Genomic DNA, 20,236 nt, shown 5'->3' with positions numbered 1-20,236 from the left:
TGGAGATCGCCTGCGACGGCTGGCACCCCCGCGGCGGGGCAGAGGCTTTGGCGGCGTACCTGCACAGCAACGAAGTGCCGGACGCGCTCTTTTGTTTTACCGATTCGCTGGCCATCGGTGCCCTTAGCGTACTCGCCGATGCGGGGATCCGCGTGCCGCAGGATGTTGCGGTCGCCGGGTTCGACGACGTCGTGCACGGGGAGTTTGCCAACCCTCCGCTCACCACCGTCTCCTTCAACCGGAGGACTATGGCGGAGCAGGCGGTATCGATGCTGACCCGGCGGATGAATGACCGCGATTCGCCGGCCGAAACCTCTATCGTGGAGTACCGGATAATTGAGCGGGCGAGCACGCTGGGCCACCGGAACGTCGGCCAGGGCAAGTCAGCCATTCCCGAAGTGCGCTAGCCACCGGCATTAACACCTTCCAAATAGTTTTCGTGAAACTCTTGCCCGGTCGATTACAACGATGTAAATTGTGAGCTACATCTCCAACGGCATCGACAAAGCAGCCACGAGTCTTAGGTCCGCTTCCATCGTCGGCCGTATGTAACTTCGGATTGAGGAGCGACCTGTGGGTTTTTTGCGAACCGATGCTGTGCGACCAACAGCCATGTCCCGACGGCAGCTTCTCAAAAGCGGCGCAGTCCTGTTGGGTGGCGCCGCATCGGCTGCAGCCCTCGCGGGTTGCGGCGGTCCGGCGTCCGCCGTCGGCAATGATCTTCGGTTCTGGCACCTGCTCTCCGGCGGCGACGGCATCAAAATGCAGTCCATGATCGACCGCGCCAACCGGAAGACCCCCGACTTCGACGTCACACCAACCGTTCTTGCCTGGGGCGCACCGTATTACACGAAACTGGCGATGGCTTCGGCCGGCGGGCGCCCACCGGAAATTGCCATCATGCATGCCTCCCGGGTTCCCGGATACGCGCCAGGGGGATTATTGGATCCGTGGGATATGGATCTGATGTCCCAATACGGCGTCACGGAGGAGCAGTTCAACTCCAGGATCTGGGAGAACAGCAAGACCAATGGGCACGTGTACTCGCTGGCGCTGGACTCCCACCCCTTCATCGCGATGTACAACACCGAAGTGGCGGATCAGGCTTCGCTGCTGGAGTCCAGCGGGCAGCTGACGGAGATCACAGACCCGCAGGTATTTCTCGAAGCCCTCCGCGAGATGCAGAAGGTGACCGGTGTGCACGGGCTCTCCTACGGTTATCTCAATGACGGCGCGCAGATGTGGCGTCTGTTCTACACCCTTTACCTTCAGCACGGCGCCGAAATGATCCTCGACCCAGGGCGTCCGGTCCAGGCCGACAGGGACGTCGCTATCGACTGCCTGAACTACATCAGGTCCCTGCTCGATGACACCATCGCCACCAAGAGCGGCGATATTGGCACCGGTGTTGCCGAATTCGCCGGTGGCGACTCGGGAATGTTCTTTACCGGGGTATGGGAACTTCCCACCATGCAGGACGCCGGCATCGCGCTCAACGCGATGCCCATCCCCACTCTGTTCGGCACCCCCGCCGCCTATGCCGACTCGCATTCCTTTGTCCTTCCGCACCAGAGCACCCTCGACGAGCAGAAGCGGGACCACGCTTACGAATTCGTCGCCCGCATCCTGAAGGGTTCCCTCTCGTGGGCGGAAGCGGGCCACATTCCCGCCTATCAGCCGGTCGTCAATTCGGCTGAGTACAAGGCACTGGAACCGCAGTCCAACTACGCGGACGCGGCGGACATCATCAACTACGATCCGCGGGCGTGGTTCACCGGCTCCGGCTCTGATTTCCAGTCGTTTTTCGCCGAGCATGTGCAGAACGTCTTTCTGCGCCGCAAGCCTGTCGAAGCCGGGTGGGACGACTTTATCGACAGAATCAACCGCGTGCTGAGCAAGCCGAATCCCGTCTAGTTCCCCGATCCATGCCGGTCAAAGGAGTCAACCTATGAGTTCATCTGTGATCGTTCGCGGATCAGTGGCGAGCCGCGCGAACAACCTTCACGGCTGGGCCTTCTGCGCCCCGTTTATCTTCTTTTTCCTGGCCTTTTTGGTCTGGCCTATCATCCATGGGCTGATCATGAGCTTCACCGGCCAGACCCTCACCGGTGCCAACAGCGGCTTTGTCGGTTTCGCCAACTACGCCGAAGCCTTCAGCGACCCGGACATGTGGAGCTCGTTGGGCAACACGCTGTATTTCACGGTGGCCTCCACCATTCCGCTGGTGCTGGTGGCACTCGCGATGGCGGCGCTGGTCAATATGGGTCTTCCGGCCCAGTGGCTCTGGCGTTTGTCCTTCTTTGCACCATTCCTGCTGGCCTCCACTGTCGTTTCCCTGTTCTTCACCTGGATGTACAACCCCCAGCTTGGCCTGTTCAATGAGCTGCTGGGTTTTGTGGGGATCGGACCCATTCCGTGGCTGAATGATCCGTCGGTGGCGATGTGGACGATCGTCATCGCCACTGTCTGGTGGACGGTCGGTTTCAATTTCCTGCTCTACCTGGCAGCCATGCAGAACGTTCCTGCCCAGCACTATGAGGCCGCGTCCCTGGACGGCGCCGGCAGGTGGCGCCAGTTTTTCTCAATCACCCTTCCGCAACTGGGTCCGACGACGGTGCTCATCGTGATCCTGCAGATCCTCGCCTCGCTGAAGGTTTTTGACCAGATCTACCAGATCACCGGGGGAGGACCCGGCGGTGCAACCCGGTCCATTGTGCAGTACGTGTTCGAGACCGGCTTCACCGGGTACCGGCTGGGATACTCGGCGGCAATTTCCTTCATTTTCTTCGCTCTGATCCTGCTCATCTCCATCGGCCAGATCTTCTCCAACCGCAACAGGAGCGCATAGCCATGGCAACGATCACCCTTGAGAACCCGGTGAAGCCGGATTTGGAAGAGCCACGTCCGGAAAACAAGAAGAAAGTTTCGCCGGCCATAGTCATCGGCACGGTCGTAGCGTCGCTGGTGGCCGTGCTGTGGCTGATTCCATTTGCCTGGGCGGCGATAACTTCCCTGAAACGTGAGACCGAAGCTGCCGCCACTCCCATCACCTTCTACCCCGAATCCGGATTCACCCTTGACGCGTTCGTCAGCGTCCTGCGGGCGGGGAACTTGCCGATGTGGACCTGGAACTCCCTGATTACTTCCGCCGCGATCACCGCGGTCACGCTGGTGATTTCGGCACTCTGCGGCTACGCCCTGTCCAGGATCGACTTCAAGGGCCGGCGGATGTTGATGACCATCGTCATCGGCTCAATCATCATCCCGCCACCGGTGCTGATTATCCCGCTGTTTTACCAAATGCTCGCGCTGAACCTGATCGACACTTACTGGGCCATCATCCTGCCCCAGGTTATCCACCCGGCGATGGTCTTTGTGCTCAAGAAGTTCTTCGACCAGATTCCGCGTGAGCTGGAGGAAGCTGCCCTGATGGACGGGGCCGGTCGGATCCGGATCTTTGTGCAGATCGTGCTGCCGCTGTCCCGGCCCATCATGGCAGCCGTTGCGATCTTCGTCTTCATTGGAGCCTGGAACAACTTCCTCTGGCCCTTTATCGCCACCAACGAAAGCACACTGCTGACCCTGCCGGTTGGATTGCAGACCATCGAAAGTGCCTATGGAATCCAGTACGCGCAGAACATGGCGTCGGCACTACTGGCCGCCTTTCCGCTGATTGTGGTCTTCCTGTTCTTCCAGCGCCAGATCATCAAAGGCGTCTCCACCACCGGCCTCGCCGGAACCTGATTTGCCCTAAGTCAATCATCGATCCCCTTATCTAGGAGTACTTGAGCATATGTCCCGTGCACGGATTACTATCGACCGAAGCTTCACCGTTGGCGAGGTCCCACAGCGGATCTTCGGATCTTTTGTCGAACACATGGGCCGGTGCGTCTACACCGGCATTTACGAACCTGACCACCCCGACGCTGACGCCTCAGGGTTCCGCCAGGACGTGCTGAAGCTCGTCAACGAGCTCGGCGCCACCGTGGTCCGCTACCCCGGCGGCAACTTCGTCTCGGGTTACAACTGGGAGGACGGCGTCGGACCCGTCGAAAACCGGCCCCGAAGGCTCGACGGCGCCTGGCACACCCTGGAGACCAACGCCTTCGGCCTGCACGAGTTCGTCAACTGGTCCAGGCAGGCCGGCGTCGAAGTGATGGAGGCGATCAACCTCGGTACCCGCGGTGTGGACGCTGCCCGCGAACTTGTCGAGTATGCCAACCATCCCGGCGGAACGTACCTGTCCGACCTTCGTAAGAAGAACGGATCCGCTGAGCCCTTCGACATCAAGCTATGGTGCCTGGGCAATGAGATGGACGGACCGTGGCAGATCGGCCACAAAACAGCCGACGAATATGGCCGGCTGGCGCAGGAAGCAGCCAAGGCCATGCGCTACGTCGACCCGAGCCTCGAGTTGGTGGCCTGTGGCAGCTCGAACTCGCAAATGGCAACGTTTGGCGACTGGGAGCAGACGGTTCTCACCCATACCTATGAAGAAGTGGACTACATCTCGCTGCATGCCTACTACCAAGAGCACGACGGCGACGCAGGCAGCTTCCTTGCCAGCGCCAGGGACATGGACCACTTCATCGAATCTGTGGTGGCCACCGCCGACGCGGTCCGGGCCAAGGGCAAGCACAAGAAGCGCATCAACCTTTCCTTCGATGAATGGAACGTCTGGTACACCCGCCACGGGGACGTCGATAGTCCCGACGAGGTGGGGAAGCATGGCTGGCGCGAGCACCCCAGGGTGATCGAGGACGAATACAACGTCACCGACGCCGTCGTCGTCGGAACCCTGCTTAACTCACTGCTGCGTCACGGTGACCGGGTGAAGATCGCCAATCAGGCCCAGCTGGTGAACGTGATTGCCCCGATCATGAGCGAGGAGAACGGGCCGGCCTGGCGGCAGAGCATCTTCTGGCCTTTCGCCCGGATGGCGGCGCTGGCCAGGGGGCAGATCCTGCACACCAGGGTCGAGTCGGACAAGTACGAAAACGCACGCTACGGCGATACCGACCTCGTCGATGTCAGTTCAACCTGGGATGAGGAAACCGGACGGATGGCGTTCTTCCTGGCCAACCGCGGACTCGAAGAAGCCGCCGATATAGAAGTTGCGCTGCGCGGATTTGATAATGCCCGGGTCCTCAGCGCCGAAGTGCTGCAGATCCCTGAAGGTAAGGACCGGTTCACCACCAACAACCTCCAACACCGCGAACGTGTGGGCCTGGTTCCACTGCATGACGCCAAAGCGGCTGCGGGCGAGTTGCGTGTAAGTTTGCCCGCGTTGTCGTGGGCAGTCGTGGAAGTGGAGGTAAGCACCAATTAGCCGCCGGGTAGGGGCCGGGAAGCCTCTACTCGGAGTAGGTGTACCAGCCCTGCCCTGTCTTCCGCCCGTAATGACCAGCTTCGTATAGCTCGGTCAGTGCCGGGTGCGGAAGATCGGCGGGATCCCCGGTTTCCTCGAAATGCGCCTGCCTAATGAGATGGACGACATCGATCCCCACCAGGTCCATCAATTCATAAGGTCCCATGGGATGGCCAAGCGCAGTTTTTGCTGCGGTGTCAATGTCCTGGAAGCTGGCGATCCCGTCGTCGTAAAGTTTGAGCGCCTCAGTCCGCAACGCACCAAGCAACCGGTTGGCCACGAAGCCGGGGATTTCGCGGTTAATCAGAATGGGGGACTTGCCCATTCGTTCCGCCAGACCCATGGCTGTATCCACGGTTTCCTGTGAGGTTTGTTCGTGCCGCACCACTTCCACGCACTTCATTACCAGCGCAGGGTTGAAGAAGTGCATGTTGCATACGCGGTCGGCGCGGCCGGTAATATCGGCAACCTGTGAGGATCCCAGCGTGGATGAATTCGTGGCGAGGACGGCATGTGGGGGTGCATGCCGGTCGAGTTCCTGGAAGATCCCGCGCTTGGTCTCCAGCTTCTCCACTGCCGCCTCGATCACGAAGTCGGCCGTGGACGCGGCGTCCTGAATGCTGGTCAGGTAATTCATTCTCCCCAGGGCAGCGTCCGTGTCCGTACGTTCCATTCGGCCCTTCGAGACGTTGCGGTCCATCCGTTCCGCCAATGCAGCCTGCGCCTTGGTTAGCATGTCCTCTGAAATGTCCTGAATGGTGACCTGGTATCCGGCCAGCGCGCCAACCATTCCGATCTGCGAGCCCATGGCGCCTGCACCCACCACCAGGATGCGCTTTACGTTTTCGAGATTTGGTTTTGAACTCATAACTACTTTCCTTGGTAATTGGCGGGACGCTTCTCGAGGAACGCCGAGGTCCCTTCTGCCTTGTCCTCGCTGGTATACAACAGGGACTGCGCAAGCCGTTCCAGCAGCAGGCCGGTTCGTTGATCTGTTTCAAATCCGTGCCTGACCACCAGCTTTGCCATCCGGACCGCGAGCGGTCCTTTTGCCAGGATGGTTTCGGCCGTGGCGGAGACTTTCTCCATCAGCTCCGCTGCAGGAACGACGTCGGTCACCAGGCCTATGGATTCAGCCTCCGCTGCTTCGACCAGGCGGCCCGTGAGGATGAGTTCCACAGCCCGGCCTTTGCCCACCAAACGCGATAACCGCTGGGTTCCTCCGGCCCCCGGTATGATGCCGAGGCTTGTTTCCGGTAAGGCAAACCGGCTGCCCTCGGCAGCGATCCGGATATCGCAAGCCATGGCCAGCTCCAGCCCTCCGCCCAAGGCAAAGCCGTTGATGGCCGCAATGGTCGGCTTCTCATACTCTTCGATGGCGTCATACAGTTGCTGCATTTTCGGCGCCAGACCGTCGAGCATCGTCTTGCGAACCAGCTGGTTAATATCAGCGCCGGCGATGAAGCTCTTCCCGCCAGCACCGGTGAAAACGACGGTGCCCACCTGTTCATCCGCGGCAAAGGCCTCCAGGGCGTGGGCAATTTCGTCGAGTACAACCTGATTGAGGGCATTGCGGCTCTCGGGCCGGTTGATAGTGATGATTCCCAGGCGGCCGCTGACCTCTGCCTGGATGAGTGTGTACTCCATCGCTCCCCTTACTTGAATGCCGGGATGCCGGTGATGTGGTTGCCGAGGATCAGGGTATGTACTTCGTCTGTGCCCTCATAGGTGCGTACACTTTCCAGATTGTTGGCATGGCGCAGTGGTGAGTAATCCAGCGTGATGCCATTGCCGCCGAGGATGGTGCGCGCCTCCCTCGCAATGGCGATGGCCTCCCGTACGTTGTTGAGCTTGCCCACGGAAATCTGTTCCGGTTTCAGCGCCCCGGCATCCTTGAGCCTGCCGGTGTGGATGGCCAACATGGTGCCCTTTTGGATTTCGAGCAACATGTTCACCAGCTTCTCCTGCGTGAGCTGGTAGGAGGCAAGAGGTTTCTCGAACTGCAGCCGCTCCAGCGAGTAAGCCAGTGCAGTTTCGTAGCTGTCCCTGGCTGCGCCCATGGCGCCCCAGATGATTCCGTACCTGGCCTCGTTGAGGCAGGAGAAAGGACCGCGCAAGCCCTTCGCCCCTGGAAGCAGCGCAGAGTCCGGAAGGCGAACGTCCTCCATCTCGATGTCGCACTGGACCGATGCCCTCATGGACAGCTTCGATGTGATTGGGGTGGCCGTGAAGCCGGGGGAGTCGGTGGGGACCAGGAAGCCGCGTACGCCGTCGTCGGTCATTGCCCAGATCACGGATACCTGCGCAATGGAGGCCAGGCCGATCCAGCGCTTGGCGCCGTTGAGGACCCAGTCCTTTCCATCCTTCCTGGCGAAAGTTTTCATGCTGGATGGATCGCTGCCGGCGGTGGGTTCCGTGAGGCCGAAGCATCCCACTGTGTGACCGGATGCCATGGACGGCAACCATTGGTTCTTCTGTTCCTCGGATCCCCACTTGTGGATGGCGCTCATGGCTAGGGAGCCCTGGACGCTGACCAAAGTGCGGATGCCGGAGTCCCCGGCCTCTAATTCCATTGCGGCGAGGCCATACTCGACAGCCGACCGTCCGGGACAGCCGTAACCGGATAAGTGCATGCCCAGAACTCCGAGGCTGCCCAGCTCGCGCATCAGGCCTGCCGGGAAGGTGGCGGCCTCGAACCATTCGGCAATGTTCGGTTTGATCCGCTCGTCCACGAAGTTCCGGACACTGGCCCGTACAGCCAGCTCGTCATCCGTGAGCAGGCCATCGAGGTCCAGGATGTCGGATTTATTGTCCGGCAAAACCGGTTCCGAGGTGGCCGGACGGGCGCTTGCCCCCGGGGACAGTTCCAAGATTGCCATGTGTTCCTCCGGGTTTGGCCCGCCGGTTTGCGCGGGCGTTGGGTGATCCCCTTCACTCTTGCAGGGTTATTAGGTTCGTTCCAATACCAAAAAGGTGTCTCATTGATGCACGTAGCGGAGGTAATTGGGATCTGCCCTTGAAAACGTGCGGCCTGCGTGGCCGACTGCGCCCTGGGTATCAATCCCATCCGGATAAAGTATTGGATTCAGGGCAGTGGCCTCTGCGAGAGTGACGTGGATAACAAATCACGCTACGACGTCCGCAGCACGCCGAACACCGGTGAAAGCGGATAGCGAGGGGCTTCAATGAAGAAATTACTGACTGGCGCTGCTATGGCTGCAATTCTTGCCGCAGGTATCGTCACCGGCGGTACTCCCGCAAAGGGAGACCTGGAATCCCAACTCGTTATGACCACCTACGGGGTCGGAACCGGAACATACAACGACCTCGCCGCCGTCGCCGACAGCCTCACCCGTGTGCAGGGCACCCAGGTCCGTATCCTCCCTTCCGACACGATGATCGGCCGCGCTGCACCACTGCGGGCAGACAGTGCTCAGTTCAGCCGGATGGGCGACGAGTACTATTTTGCTTTCGAAGGAATCCAGGATTTTGCCAGTGAGAACTGGGGTCCGCAGGACCTGCGAATTGCTTGGGCCCCTATGGGCAACTATGGAATGCTCGCCCGCACTGATGCCGGGCTCGACAGCTTCGAAGATCTCAAGGGCAAGAAATTTCCCCGCATCATTGCCAATAACTCCATCAACATCAAGCTGGAGGCGTACCTTGCCTACGGCGGGTTGACATGGGAAGACGTAAAGCCCGTGGACATGAGTTACAGCGATCAAACGGAAGCGCTGGAAACAGGACGGATTGATGTCCTTTTCAGCAGCGCCTATGGCTCCAACCTCGAGGAGCTCGCCAGCAAGGTCGACGTCGACTGGATGAGTATGGACAAAAAGTCACCCGAGAGGATGAAGCGTGTGCACGAACTGGCACCCATGGTCACCGTGGGCGAATTCTCCGGCGCCCCGGGAATGGAAGAGGGTGAGTCCGCGAAGAATTTCGCCTATACCGTCCCCATCTCCACGTATGCAGATACCGACAGCCAGACGGTGTATGAACTGGTGAAGGCAATAGACGAGAACTATGACCGGTACAAAAACACGACTCCATCGGTCAGCGAGTTCGCCTTGGATGAAGTTCTTCATAAACCTCAGGTGGTTCCTTTCCATAAAGGCACCGTCCGCTACCTGAAGGAAAAGGGCCTATGGACCGATGAAGCCGAACGGAAAAACAACCGATTGATTGAGCGCCAGTCGCAGCTCCAGGCCGGCTGGGACGAATTCATCAAAACAGCGGATAAAGACAATCTCGCGCAGGAATGGATCGCGTGGAAGGAAGAGAACCTTGACTAATTTGATGCGTTCATTCCGGGGCAGCTCATCGCACCCCGAGCAAGCCAATGAAGCCTCCGGTCCACGCCTCAACAGTTTCTGGCGAACCGTCGTAGTGCTGATGACCATCGTCGGCATATTGCTGTCCATGAACCAGGCATTCATGTGGGGTCTCTTCGGGATCACCCTTCTGACCCATGCCTACCTCTACTTCATGCTGGCCTGCTTCCTCTCGATTACGTTCATCATCTTCCCGGCAGCAAAGGTTGCCCCCGTGCCGGCAGTGAGCACGGAGGGACATGCGCTGCCCTCCGGCAGGCCTCCAGCGCTCGCCTGGTACGACGTCGTTCTCTTTGCCGTGACGATTCTTGTCACCTTGTACTTCGGCACGAATGCGGAGACCATCCTTACTTTTGGTTGGGACTATGCCGCGCCTGCGCTGGCCACCGTCTTCAGCGTTGTCCTATGGGGGCTGGCTCTGGACGCGCTGCGACGCACTGCAGGTTTCACCGTCACCGTGATTGCATTCCTGTTCTCGGTCTATCCGATGTTTGCCTCCCGGATGCCGGTCGACTTCCTGCGGGGAATTTCGCATGACTTCCGCACGACGGCCCAGATCCATGCTGTTGGTGTGGAGAGCATCATGGGCCTGCCGCTGCAGGCGGCCGCAAGCATTCTCATCGGCTTCCTTCTCTTCGGCGTAATTCTCAAGCACACCGGCGGATCGGCCTTCTTCCATGATTTGGCACAGTCCCTGTTCGGAGGCGCCCGTGGCGGCGCGGCCAAAGTGTCCGTCGCCAGCAGTGCCTCCATGGGAATGATGAGCGGAAGCGCAGTTTCAAACGTGCTCACCACCGGCCCGATGACGATTCCGGCAATGATCAGATCAGGATTTGCACCGCGTTTTGCGGGAGCCGTCGAGGCTACGGCGTCCTCGGGAGGATCAATCACACCGCCGGTCATGGGTACAGCAGCCTTCCTGATGATTTCCTTTGTCGGTGTTCCTTACAAGGAAATACTCATAGCCGCGGCCATTCCGGCGGTGCTCTACTACGTTGGCATCTACCTGCAAATCGACGCGTACTCAGCCAAAACGGGCCTCACCGGACTGGACCGCTCTCAACTGCCACGGTTCAAAGCCGTCCTGGCTTCCGGCTGGCCCTACGTGGCGGCATTGGCTCTGCTGACAGGGTTGTTGATTGTTACCACTGAAACCCAGGCGCCATTCTGGGTCGCGGGAGCGCTGGTGCTGTTCGGCATGATGAAGCGTGTGGGCCGGCTGACTCCCCGCGGTCTGGTGGAGATGCTGTTCGACTGTGGCAAGACCATCAGCGAGATACTCGGGATTATCGCCGGAGTCGGCCTCATCGTCGGCGGGCTCAGTATGTCCGGAGTATCCCTTTCCCTCGCCCGGGAATTGCTCGTCCTGGTCGGCGACAATGTGGTGCTCATGCTGATCGCGGGAGCTGTCACATGCTTCATTCTGGGCATGGGCATGACCGTCTCCGCCGCTTACGTGTTCCTTGCCATCGTGATGGTGCCCGCCGTCGTCGAACTCGGTGTCAACCCGATTGCAGCCCACCTTTTCGTGATCTACTGGGCCGCTGTTTCCTACATAACCCCTCCGGTGGGGCTGGCATCTTACGCAGCGGCGGGGGTTGCCGGTGCGGATCCGATGAAGACCAGTATCTCTGCGATGCGGTTGGGAGCCGTAAAGTACGTCGTGCCATTTGGGTTTGCGCTCAATCCGGCGTTGGTGGCGCAGGCGCCGCTTCCCGAAATCGTGACAGCATTTCTGCTGAGCCTGATCGGAGTCTACGCCTTGGCCTGTGCTTTCGAAGGCTGGTTGCTCGGCATGCGGCGGCGGATTCCATTCCTGCTGCGGGTACTTGCCGCGGTGGCCGGCGTCAGTTTTATGATGCCCGGGTTCATCGCGGCAGCCATGGGTGCAGTCTTGCTCGCAGCGGTGGTGCTGCTGACACTTCTCCTGCGCCGCAAGGATGAGAGAACGACGACGACGCCCGCTGCCGGGCGCTCGGAACCCAAACCAGGACCCGGTCCTGGTATCAAGCGAGTAACCCGCGGAACTGGCCGGGCCGCCCCGTCGCTAAACGGATCCGGGGGCCACAGCCTCCGGATCCGCTGCCGGGGAGGGGAACACGGCGTCGGAAAGCCGAAGCACTTCGCGCAGCGCGGGACTGCTGTCATCGTCACGCCAGATGAGTTGGAGTTCGATGGGTTCAACTGGATCTGAAAGGTCCAGGAACACCACGTCGGGATAAGACACATTGGCCGGCACGGAGGAGACGGTGAGAGCGCATCCAATCTCCGCTGCCACCAGCGATAGCAGGGTGGAGGTATCCGGGGCGACCTGCACTATCGACGGGACGAACCCTGCCTTATGGGAGAGCCTGTCCAGATGGTCCCTGAGGACGGCACCCGGGTCCGGAGGCAATGCGACCATTGATTCCCGGGAGAGGTCGGCCATGCTGACAGATGGCCTTCCGACCAAACGGTGGTTCGCCGGAACGGCAATAACCAAGCTCTCGCGTGCGACCGTTCGGGACTCGATGCCCGCCGGAAGGAAATTCCAACGTCCCAGCCCAATGTCCATGGTGCCCGCAATGACCTCGTTCAGCGCCGGGACTGCGTAGTAGGAGCTGTAGAGTTCCATGTCGATCCCAGGATGGGTTTGGCGCACCAGCTTGGCAAGCTTGCCCACCATAACGTGCGAGGAGACTCCGGCAAAGGCAAAACGAACCCGGCCGGATTCGCCCTTGCCCGCTGATTCCACGGCCGCCTTTGCCCGCCGGCAGGCCGCCATAATCTCCTCGGCCGGCTGCATCAAAGCCTGACCCGCCGTCGTGAGTTTCACGTTTCGCGTGCTGCGTTCAAACAACAGCGCGCCCAACTCCCGTTCCAGATTCTTGATGGTGCGGCTGAGCGGCGGCTGGGCAATATGCAGGCGTTCCGCGGCCCTGCCGAAATGAAGCTCGTTGGCGACAGCGAGAAAAGAGCGGATCTGTTGAAGTTCCATGAGACGGAATTATTGCCGTATGTAAAGCCATTCGTCAATGATTGCCGGGCTTCAAGACATGAATCGCGATCCTTCTCCAAGCTTCACCCTCCGGGCATGCCCGGACTATCTATGCGTCAGTGGCAATAATCGGCTACCTAATTTGTATTGGACGCCACGTAATAGCTCTGGAAGTCTAAGTGAGACGCAGCACACTAATGGAGGGATCTAGCAATGACTGCATCTGCATCGGCCAAACTCAACGAGATGTTTGGACGTACCGGTACCGGCCCCTTGAGCGGTCTCGTTGTTGCCGATTTCAGCCGGGTGCTTGCTGGCCCCTACTGCACGATGCTGCTGGCTGACATGGGCGCCACCGTGATCAAGGTGGAATCGCCTGAGGGAGACGACGCGCGGACGTGGAAGCCTCCGGTGCACGACGACGAAAGCACCTTCTTCCTGTCGGTCAACCGCAATAAGCACTCCATTGCACTGGACTTCAATGATGACGCAGACCTTGCCTTGGCCCAGCAACTGGCCGCCCGGGCGGACATCATGGTGGAGAACTTCAAGCCAACCGGTTTGGAGCGCTATGGCCTGGACTATGCCTCCGTCGCCGAGCACAATCCGCATGTGGTCTACGCCTCCATCACCGGTTTCGGGACAGGGGCCGGTGCCGGGCTGCCCGGGTACGACCTCCTGGTCCAGGCGGCATCCGGAATGATGAGCTTAACCGGGGACCAGAGCACCGAACCGTTCCGCGCAGGTCTGGCTATGTTCGACGTCATTACCGGTCTGCATGCCAGCACCGGAATCCTCGGGGCACTCCACCACCGGACCGTCACGGGGGAGGGGCAGCACGTTGAGCTGAACCTGATGTCCTCGGCCCTGTCGGGAATGGTGAACCAGTCAGCCGCCTACGTCACCGGCGGCGTCGTCCCCACCAGAATGGGAAATGAACACCCGAGCCTCTATCCGTATGAGCCGATGCTTACCGGGGACGGGCGGCTGGTCATCGCCGCCGCGAACAACGGCCAGTTTGCCCGCCTCTGCAAGGCGCTGGCCGTGCCAGAACTGGCAGACGATCCCCGCTTCATCACCGCCGAGCAGCGCAATGCGCACCGGGCAGAGCTCCGGGTATTGCTGGAGGAGCAACTCGCCGCACGCTCCGCCGAAGAATGGTTCCCCATCCTGTCTGGAGCGGGATTGCCATGTGCTCCCATCCAGGATGTTAAAGGCGGCGTCGAGTTTGCCGAACGACTGGGGTTAGAGCCGGTGGTGCTACCCGGTCCATTCGAACGGCAGATTCCCACCGTGAGGCACCCCGTCGAATTCTCCCGGACACCAGCCACTTACGAGCTGGCGCCGCCGGTCCTGGGCTCTAGCTCGGAACTGGTGCGCGGTTGGCTGTCGGCCCAGCTGGCCGGTGCGCTGTGAGCGCGGGGTTCCGGACGTCGTCGTACGTCCGTTGGTCCGATATGGACCTTAACGGGCACGTGAACAACGCCCGCGTGGTCACGCTTCTCGAGGAGGCACGTATCCAGTGGCGTGCTCAAATGACAAATATCGCGCCGGTAAACCGGGCAAACCAAACTGTCGTTGCGTCATTGCAGCTCGATTATCTGACGCCAACTGAATATGGCAGCGATGTGGACATAGAAATCACAGTCGCCCGGATTGGAACAAAGTCCTACACGGTGAACTACGCCGGCAGCCAGGACGGGATGCAGGTTTTCAGAGCTTCAACCGTCATGGTGCCGATGGAACAAAACGCTGCCGGTGCCAGGCCCCTTACTGATATCGAGCGGCAGGAACTTTCCACCTACCAAACCGAGCTGAGCAACGAAGGAGAACCATGAGCATCGATGCCATGAATACAGACATCGTCAACACCGATTACTACCTCCTGGATGAACTGCTGTCCGAAGAGGAAGTGCTGATCCGCAAGAAGGTCAGCGGCTTTGTAAACGAGTCGGTCCTCCCCGTGATCAATGATTATTGGGAAAAGGCACAGTTCCCCTTCGAGCTGCTGCCCGGTATTGCGGAGCTGGGTATTATCGGTTCGACCATCGAAGGCTACGGCTGCCCCGGCATGAGCAGACTCGCCGCCGGCATGGTGTCCGTGGCAATGGCCCGGGGCGACGGAAGCCTCAACACCTTCCTCGGGGTACAGTCCGGCCTCTCCATGGGCACCATCAACATGCTGGGCAATGAGGAACAGAAGCAGCGCTGGCTGCCTGGGATGGCACGTTTGGAGAAGATCGGAGCGTTTGGACTGACTGAACCCGATCACGGATCCGACTCCGTGGCTCTGGAGACAACTGCCCGCAAGGAGGGCGGTCACTATGTACTCAATGGCCGTAAACGCTGGATCGGCAACGCCAGCATTGCCGACGTCGTCATTATCTGGGCCCGCGATGAAAGTGACGGCAAGGTCAAGGGCTTCATCATCGAGAAGAACGACGACGGCAGTTACCCGGGCGGCTACAGCACCGAGTTGATTACGGGCAAGATCGGCAAACGGGCCATTTGGCAGCCCGACGTCACGATTGAAAACGTACGGGTTCCAGCGGAAAACAAACTTGCCGAAGCCCACTCGTTCAAGGATGTCACGCGGGTGCTCACCGCGACCCGCAGCGGTGCATCCTGGGAAGCGGTGGGCCACGGCATTGCTGCCTACGAGGCAGCGGTGACCTATGCCAAACAGCGCGTCCAGTTTGGCAAGCCCATCGCCGGGTATCAGCTGGTGCAGAACAAGCTGGCGAACATGCTGTCCGAACTGACGGCCATGCAGCTGATCTGTTTCCGGCTTGCCACCCTCGCCGACCAAGGAAAGATGACCAGTGCCATGGCCTCCTTGGCAAAGATGCACACCGCCCAGAAGGCGCGGTGGATCTGCTCCGAAGCACGCGACATTTTGGGGGGAAATGGCCTGTTGCTCGAAAACCACGTTGCGCGGCACATGACCGATATGGAAGTAGTTCACACCTACGAAGGCACCGACTCCATCCAATCGCTCATCATCGGCCGGGACATTACCGGCATCTCTGCTTTCGCCTGAGAGGAAGGCCGGATCTTATGAATGAAGCATTCCTGGTTGGGGGAGTACGGACACCCGTTGGACGCTACGGCGGCGCGCTCTCTTCGGTACGCCCCGACGACATGGCCGGCATGGTAATCAAGGAAGCGGTTGTCCGGGCCGGCATCGATCCAGAAGTCGTCGATGAAGTCATTCTCGGCTGTGTAAATCAGTCCGGGGAGGACAACCGTAACGTCGCCCGGATGGCCACTTTGCTCGCAGGGCTGCCGGACACAGTGCCGGCCATGACGGTCAACCGCCTCTGCGCCTCGGGACTCAGCGCCATCATCGCGGCATCCCAGATGATTAAGACGGGTGCGGCCGACATCGTGGTGGCCGGAGGTGTCGAGTCAATGTCTCGAGCGCCCTGGGTGATGGCCAAACCCGAAAAGGCCTTCGGCCGCCCGGGGGAGGTAGCAGACACTTCACTTGGTTGGCGCTTCACCAACCCCAGGTTCTCCGCCCAGGAGAAAACCACGTACTCCATGCCGGAAACCGCGGAGGAAGTGGCGAAGGTTGACGGTATTTCCCGTAAGGACGCTGACGCCTTCGCTGTCAGGTCCCATCAAAATGCCCTTGCCGCCATTGAGGCGGGCCGTTTCGCCGACGAGATCCTGTCCATTGAAACCAAGGCCGGAATCATTGACCAGGAGGAAGGACCACGACCGGGTACATCAACGGAAGCGCTCGCCGGACTCCGTTCAGTGGTTAAGCCGGGCGGAGTGGTCACGGCTGGGAATTCAAGTTCATTGAACGACGGTGCTTCCGCCATTGTTGTCGCCAGCGAGAGGGCAGTGGAGCGGTTTGGACTCACGGCCCGCGCCCGCGTGGTGGACGGCGCATCGGCAGGAGTCCCACCGGAGATCATGGGTATCGGCCCGGTACCTGCCACCGAGAAGGCGCTTTCCCGCAACGGCTGGGGGCTCGGAGATCTTGGTGCAGTTGAACTGAACGAGGCTTTCGCCACGCAGTCGCTGGCCTGCATCCGGCGCCTCGGCTTGGATGAAGGAACGGTAAATAACGATGGCGGCGCCATCGCACTCGGGCACGCCCTGGGATCATCCGGTGCGCGAATAACCATCAGCCTGCTCGGCCGGATGGAACGGGAAAATGCCCAGCGGGGACTTGCAACCATGTGTGTGGGTGTCGGTCAAGGCACCGCCATGCTGTTGGAACGGACTTAGCGGGCGGCGGTACCTTCACGTACGGGCATTCCGTCTAATCCAACCGGAATCGGAGCGTCTATTGGTTTGCTAACCGCCGCTGAACGTGGCTATCGCGTTGATGACGGCGGGCCCAAGGATCACGATAAACAACACAGGGAAGATAAAGAACAACAGCGGAAACAAGACCATCACGGGTAGTTTCATTGCCTTTTCCTCGGCCCGTTGCCGACGTTTAACCCGCATCACCTTGGCCTGCGTCCGGAGCACCTTGCTGAGCGCGATGCCATAGGCGTCGGCCTGCACGATGGCCTTCACGAAGCTTCGCAGTTCGGGCACGCTTGTGCGGTCGGCCATGGCCAGATACGATTCCCTGCGGCTCCTGCCTACTTGCATATCCTGCAACGCACGCACCAACTCTTCGGCGAGTGGTCCTCTGCCATTGCTGCCCGCCCGCCACATGGCACTCTCGAATCCAAGGCCAGCTTCGACGGAGATCAACATCTGGTCCAGTGTGTTGGGTAGCTCCAATTGGATGGCTTTCTGCCTTTCCTGCCCCTTGCTGTAGAGCATCAGGTCTGGAATGAAGTAACCAAGCACAGTCAGAAAGACCCCGATCAGTATCATGGTCGATCCCGGGTTGAGCGTGGAGAACAGCAGCCCGACGACGGCACCGAGTATGGCCAACGAGGGTTTGGCAGCAAGCAGCCGCGCAAAGGGTATTGAAGCCGGGCGGCCGGCCAGGGACAGCAACCTGTCAAGCTTTCTGACATAGCCGACCGGAGTGAGACTCCGTCCCAGACGGTAGAACAGGGTCGGTTCGCCAGTACGGCCCTCCTCGGGCTTCTCGAAACCGCGGTTCAGGTTCGCTTGGATTATCTTCCGCCCCTTCCTATCGGCGGACAGGGCCGTCCAAGCCAGGAACCCGACTGGCACCGAGACCAAGAGCAGCGACATTAGCAGCACAATATTCATAGCAGTCGAATCCTCAGAACTTCAGGTCAATGATTTTGCGCAGCCATAGAGCACCGATGATCATCATGACGACCGAGACGCCAATCAGCACCCAGCCCAGGGGGTCCGTCAGCAGGACTCCGACGTATCCAGGGTTGGCGACGCTTAGCATCGCGACGATGCCAAAGGGCAGGGCGATCAGAATGTACGCCGAGAATTTGCCTTCCGCACTCAAGGCCTTGATCTGACCCTTGATCTCGCTGCGCTCACGGATCGTTCCATTGACATGGTCCAATACCTCCGCGAGGTCTCCGCCTACTTCACGGTTGATTTGAATGGCTTGTGCGATCCAGGCGAAGTCCTCGTTCTGCATCCGAGTCGAAGTATTCGTGAGCGCCGCCAGCAAGTCTTTGCCCAGACTGGTTTCGGTAACGACCCGGCGCATCTCCTCAGACATCGGGCTATCGGCTTCGGTCGCTGCTGCGTCGATGGCCCGCAGAACGCTGTGGCCGGCCCTGAGCCCACCGGTGAGCAACTGCAGGATGTCTCCGAGCTGGCTATCGAACTTGTTGCGTCGGCGGCTGGTCAACTGAGCAAGTATCAGGTGCGCAAAAAAGGGGGTCAGCATAAGGAAAAGTACTGCCAACAAGGGGCCTCCCAGTGTCAGACCAACCAAAACAGCTACGCAACCACCCGCTGATACCAGTATGAACATATCCGCCTGGCTGAGTTTAACACCGGCCGTTTCCAGGACTTCACGCCGGTACAGCCGTTGCGGGTGGCGTTGAAGAAACCGGTCGACACCGCGGACTGCGGACCCGGCGAAACGCGATAGCTGGGAGACGGAGGCTTCCACTTCGAATGGCCGACGGCGGTCCAGTGGCACAGCGGTCTGCTGTGGCTTGAGCACATACATCACCAGGGCGAGGGCGGCGAGACAGAACGCGGAACCGATAAGGAATAGCGGGGTCACGGCGTCGTTCACCTGCCCATAGGAATATTGGCGCCGAATACCGCTGGCGAGACGGTGATGCCCATGTCTTCGAAACGCTCAATGAAGCGAGGCCGGATGCCCGTGGGTATGGGCTTTCCGAGAAAGCGGCCGGCTTGGTCAAGACCGGCAGAGTAGTCAAAGACAAAGGCGTCCTGCAGTGTGACGATGTCTCCTTCCATGCCCTGGACTTCGGTCACGTGCGTGATTCTTCGGGTTCCGTCCCGCAACCGGCCGATTTGGATGATTAGATCGACAGCTGAGGCGAGTTGCTCCCTTATCGCCCGCAATGGAAGATCCATGCCCGCCATCAGTACCAGGGTTTCCAGCCGGGCAACCGCGTCCCTCGGGGAGTTGGCATGCACCGTTGACAACGAGCCATCGTGCCCGGTGTTCATCGCCTGCAGCATGTCCAGCGATTCACCACCGCGGACCTCACCCACCACTATCCTGTCCGGTCGCATGCGCAATGAGTTACGCAGCAGGTCCCGGATGCTGACAGCACCTTTGCCCTCGGTATTCGCCGGTCTGCTTTCCAAACGGACCACGTGATGCTGCTGAATCTGCAACTCCACCGCGTCCTCTATGGTGACGATCCTGTCCGTTTCCGGCAGATAGGACGAGAGCACGTTCAGCAGCGTGGTCTTACCGGTTCCGGTTCCTCCGGAGACGATGATGTTCAGCTTGGCCTTCACACATGCATCGAGCAGTTCCGCCATTTCAGGCGTGAGGGTGCCGAAGTCAATGAGATTCTGCACGGTGAGCGGGGTCTTGCTGAACTTTCGGATCGTCAATGAGGAGCCATTGACCGCAAGCGGTGGAATCACGGCATTGACGCGGGAGCCGTCTTCGAGACGCGCATCCACCAACGGAGACGACTCGTCAATCCGCCGTCCGACCTTCGAAACAATGCGTTCAATCACCCGGCGCAGATGCTCCTCCGAGCTGAACCGCGAACCGGTCAATTCAATTTTTCCAGCGCGCTCAACGTAGATCTGGTCCATCCGGTTGACCATAATTTCGGTGACGGCTTCGTCGTCGAGCAACCGCTGCAGGGGGCCGAGGCCCAGGACGTCGTCGGCGACATCGCGGATCAACCGCCGTCTCTCGTCCGGGGTGAGCGGTACCTGTTCGGCATCGATCACTTGGCTGAGTTCTTCACGCGCGGCAGTACGCAGTTCCTCCTCAGTCACTGCCGAATCGTTGAATCTGGAACCCATCCGTTCAAAAAGGGCCGTCGCTGCGCGCTGCTTTAAGCCCGCGAATGCGTCAATCCGCGGCTTTGGTGCTTCGACCGGCGCAGAAGGTACCGGCGGCGCTGCCGGTTTGGTAGCCAGCTTCGTCGCACGCATATGTACAGAGCCCGCCGCTGACGTAGGCGCGGTTTGCTC

17 protein-coding genes and 1 pseudogene are annotated in these 20,236 nt (G+C 60.0%); 11 read left to right on the top strand and 7 right to left on the bottom strand.

The genetic code is table 11. The features are described 5' to 3' along the window. The 5 genes from Y707_RS23105 to arfA all read left to right on the top strand — a co-directional run. On the top strand, window positions 1-407 hold a 407-nt coding region (locus Y707_RS23105; RefSeq protein ID WP_162150164.1), incomplete at its 5' end, for a LacI family DNA-binding transcriptional regulator. Window positions 408-612: 205 nt separating this feature from the next. Then, window positions 613-1,914, top strand: coding sequence for an extracellular solute-binding protein (locus Y707_RS0103235; RefSeq protein WP_035780150.1), 1,302 nt, complete (start codon window positions 613-615; stop codon window positions 1,912-1,914). Window positions 1,915-1,948: 34 nt separating this feature from the next. Beyond that, complete coding sequence (locus Y707_RS0103230) at window positions 1,949-2,848, top strand: carbohydrate ABC transporter permease (RefSeq protein WP_026534011.1); 900 nt, start codon at window positions 1,949-1,951, stop codon at window positions 2,846-2,848. A 2-nt stretch (window positions 2,849-2,850) separates the two neighbouring features. Continuing rightward, window positions 2,851-3,744 (top strand): carbohydrate ABC transporter permease, encoded by an 894-nt coding sequence (locus Y707_RS0103225; RefSeq protein ID WP_026534010.1) that lies wholly within the window; start codon window positions 2,851-2,853, stop codon window positions 3,742-3,744. Between the two features lie 49 nt (window positions 3,745-3,793). Further along, window positions 3,794-5,329: an arabinosylfuranosidase ArfA gene (gene arfA / locus Y707_RS0103220; RefSeq protein ID WP_026534009.1), complete on the top strand. Its 1,536-nt coding sequence runs from the start codon at window positions 3,794-3,796 to the stop codon at window positions 5,327-5,329. A gap of 25 nt (window positions 5,330-5,354) precedes the next feature. On the opposite strand, the gene Y707_RS0103215 is transcribed toward arfA, so the two are convergent. From Y707_RS0103215 to Y707_RS0103205, 3 genes are read right to left on the bottom strand one after another with little or no spacing between them, the layout of a single operon-like run. Then, window positions 5,355-6,236 carry a 3-hydroxyacyl-CoA dehydrogenase family protein gene (locus Y707_RS0103215; RefSeq protein WP_026534008.1) on the bottom strand — a complete coding sequence of 294 codons (882 nt, stop codon included), beginning with the start codon at window positions 6,234-6,236 and terminating at the stop codon, window positions 5,355-5,357. A 2-nt stretch (window positions 6,237-6,238) separates the two neighbouring features. After that, window positions 6,239-7,015 (bottom strand): enoyl-CoA hydratase/isomerase family protein, encoded by a 777-nt coding sequence (locus Y707_RS0103210; protein ID WP_026534007.1) that lies wholly within the window; start codon window positions 7,013-7,015, stop codon window positions 6,239-6,241. Between the two features lie 8 nt (window positions 7,016-7,023). Further along, window positions 7,024-8,247 carry an acyl-CoA dehydrogenase family protein gene (locus Y707_RS0103205; RefSeq protein WP_155852657.1) on the bottom strand — a complete coding sequence of 408 codons (1,224 nt, stop codon included), beginning with the start codon at window positions 8,245-8,247 and terminating at the stop codon, window positions 7,024-7,026. 306 nt (window positions 8,248-8,553) lie between these two features. On the opposite strand from Y707_RS0103205, the gene Y707_RS0103195 reads away from it, so the two are divergent. After that, entirely contained in the window at window positions 8,554-9,663 is a 1,110-nt protein-coding gene (locus tag Y707_RS0103195) for a TAXI family TRAP transporter solute-binding subunit (RefSeq protein ID WP_035780123.1), read from the top strand. Beyond that, window positions 9,656-11,896: a TRAP transporter permease gene (locus Y707_RS23100; protein ID WP_253905038.1), complete on the top strand. Its 2,241-nt coding sequence runs from the start codon at window positions 9,656-9,658 to the stop codon at window positions 11,894-11,896. The genes Y707_RS0103195 and Y707_RS23100 overlap by 8 nt, the downstream gene beginning before the upstream one ends. On the opposite strand, the pseudogene Y707_RS0103185 reads toward Y707_RS23100, so the two are convergent. Further along, window positions 11,873-12,679 (bottom strand): annotated as a pseudogene (locus tag Y707_RS0103185) (LysR substrate-binding domain-containing protein); the annotation flags it as partial. The gene Y707_RS23100 and the pseudogene Y707_RS0103185 overlap by 24 nt on opposite strands. A gap of 213 nt (window positions 12,680-12,892) precedes the next feature. Here Y707_RS0103185 and Y707_RS0103180 point away from each other — a divergent pair. Genes Y707_RS0103180 through Y707_RS0103165 form a run of 4 tightly spaced genes read left to right on the top strand, consistent with a single transcriptional unit; the run spans window position 12,893 to window position 16,921 of the window. Next, window positions 12,893-14,095, top strand: coding sequence for a CaiB/BaiF CoA transferase family protein (locus Y707_RS0103180; protein ID WP_173401437.1), 1,203 nt, complete (start codon window positions 12,893-12,895; stop codon window positions 14,093-14,095). Continuing rightward, window positions 14,092-14,517, top strand: coding sequence for an acyl-CoA thioesterase (locus Y707_RS23095; protein WP_155852656.1), 426 nt, complete (start codon window positions 14,092-14,094; stop codon window positions 14,515-14,517). The genes Y707_RS0103180 and Y707_RS23095 overlap by 4 nt, the downstream gene beginning before the upstream one ends. Further along, the gene (locus Y707_RS0103170) at window positions 14,514-15,719 is read left to right on the top strand and encodes an acyl-CoA dehydrogenase family protein (RefSeq protein WP_035780121.1); all 1,206 of its coding nucleotides are present in this window, start codon (window positions 14,514-14,516) and stop codon (window positions 15,717-15,719) included. Before Y707_RS23095 ends, Y707_RS0103170 begins: the two co-directional genes overlap by 4 nt. A 17-nt stretch (window positions 15,720-15,736) precedes the next feature. Next, window positions 15,737-16,921, top strand: coding sequence for a thiolase family protein (locus Y707_RS0103165; RefSeq protein ID WP_026534001.1), 1,185 nt, complete (start codon window positions 15,737-15,739; stop codon window positions 16,919-16,921). 69 nt (window positions 16,922-16,990) lie between these two features. Here Y707_RS0103165 and Y707_RS0103160 read toward each other — a convergent pair whose 3' ends face one another. The 3 genes from Y707_RS0103160 to Y707_RS23090 form a co-directional block, all read right to left on the bottom strand. Next, entirely contained in the window at window positions 16,991-17,875 is an 885-nt protein-coding gene (locus Y707_RS0103160) for a type II secretion system F family protein (protein WP_026534000.1), read from the bottom strand. Window positions 17,876-17,888: 13 nt separating this feature from the next. Continuing rightward, window positions 17,889-18,770, bottom strand: coding sequence for a type II secretion system F family protein (locus Y707_RS0103155; protein WP_051441607.1), 882 nt, complete (start codon window positions 18,768-18,770; stop codon window positions 17,889-17,891). 65 nt (window positions 18,771-18,835) lie between these two features. Continuing rightward, the gene (locus tag Y707_RS23090; RefSeq protein WP_081744580.1) at window positions 18,836-20,197 is read right to left on the bottom strand and encodes a TadA family conjugal transfer-associated ATPase; all 1,362 of its coding nucleotides are present in this window, start codon (window positions 20,195-20,197) and stop codon (window positions 18,836-18,838) included. Window positions 20,198-20,236: the final 39 nt, after the last annotated feature.

Origin of the sequence: Arthrobacter sp. H14 (assembly GCF_000520495.1) — a bacterium.
In the GTDB taxonomy this organism is placed as follows: Bacteria; Actinomycetota; Actinomycetes; order Actinomycetales; family Micrococcaceae; genus Arthrobacter_C.
This window is presented reverse-complemented; position numbering and strand designations above follow the sequence as displayed.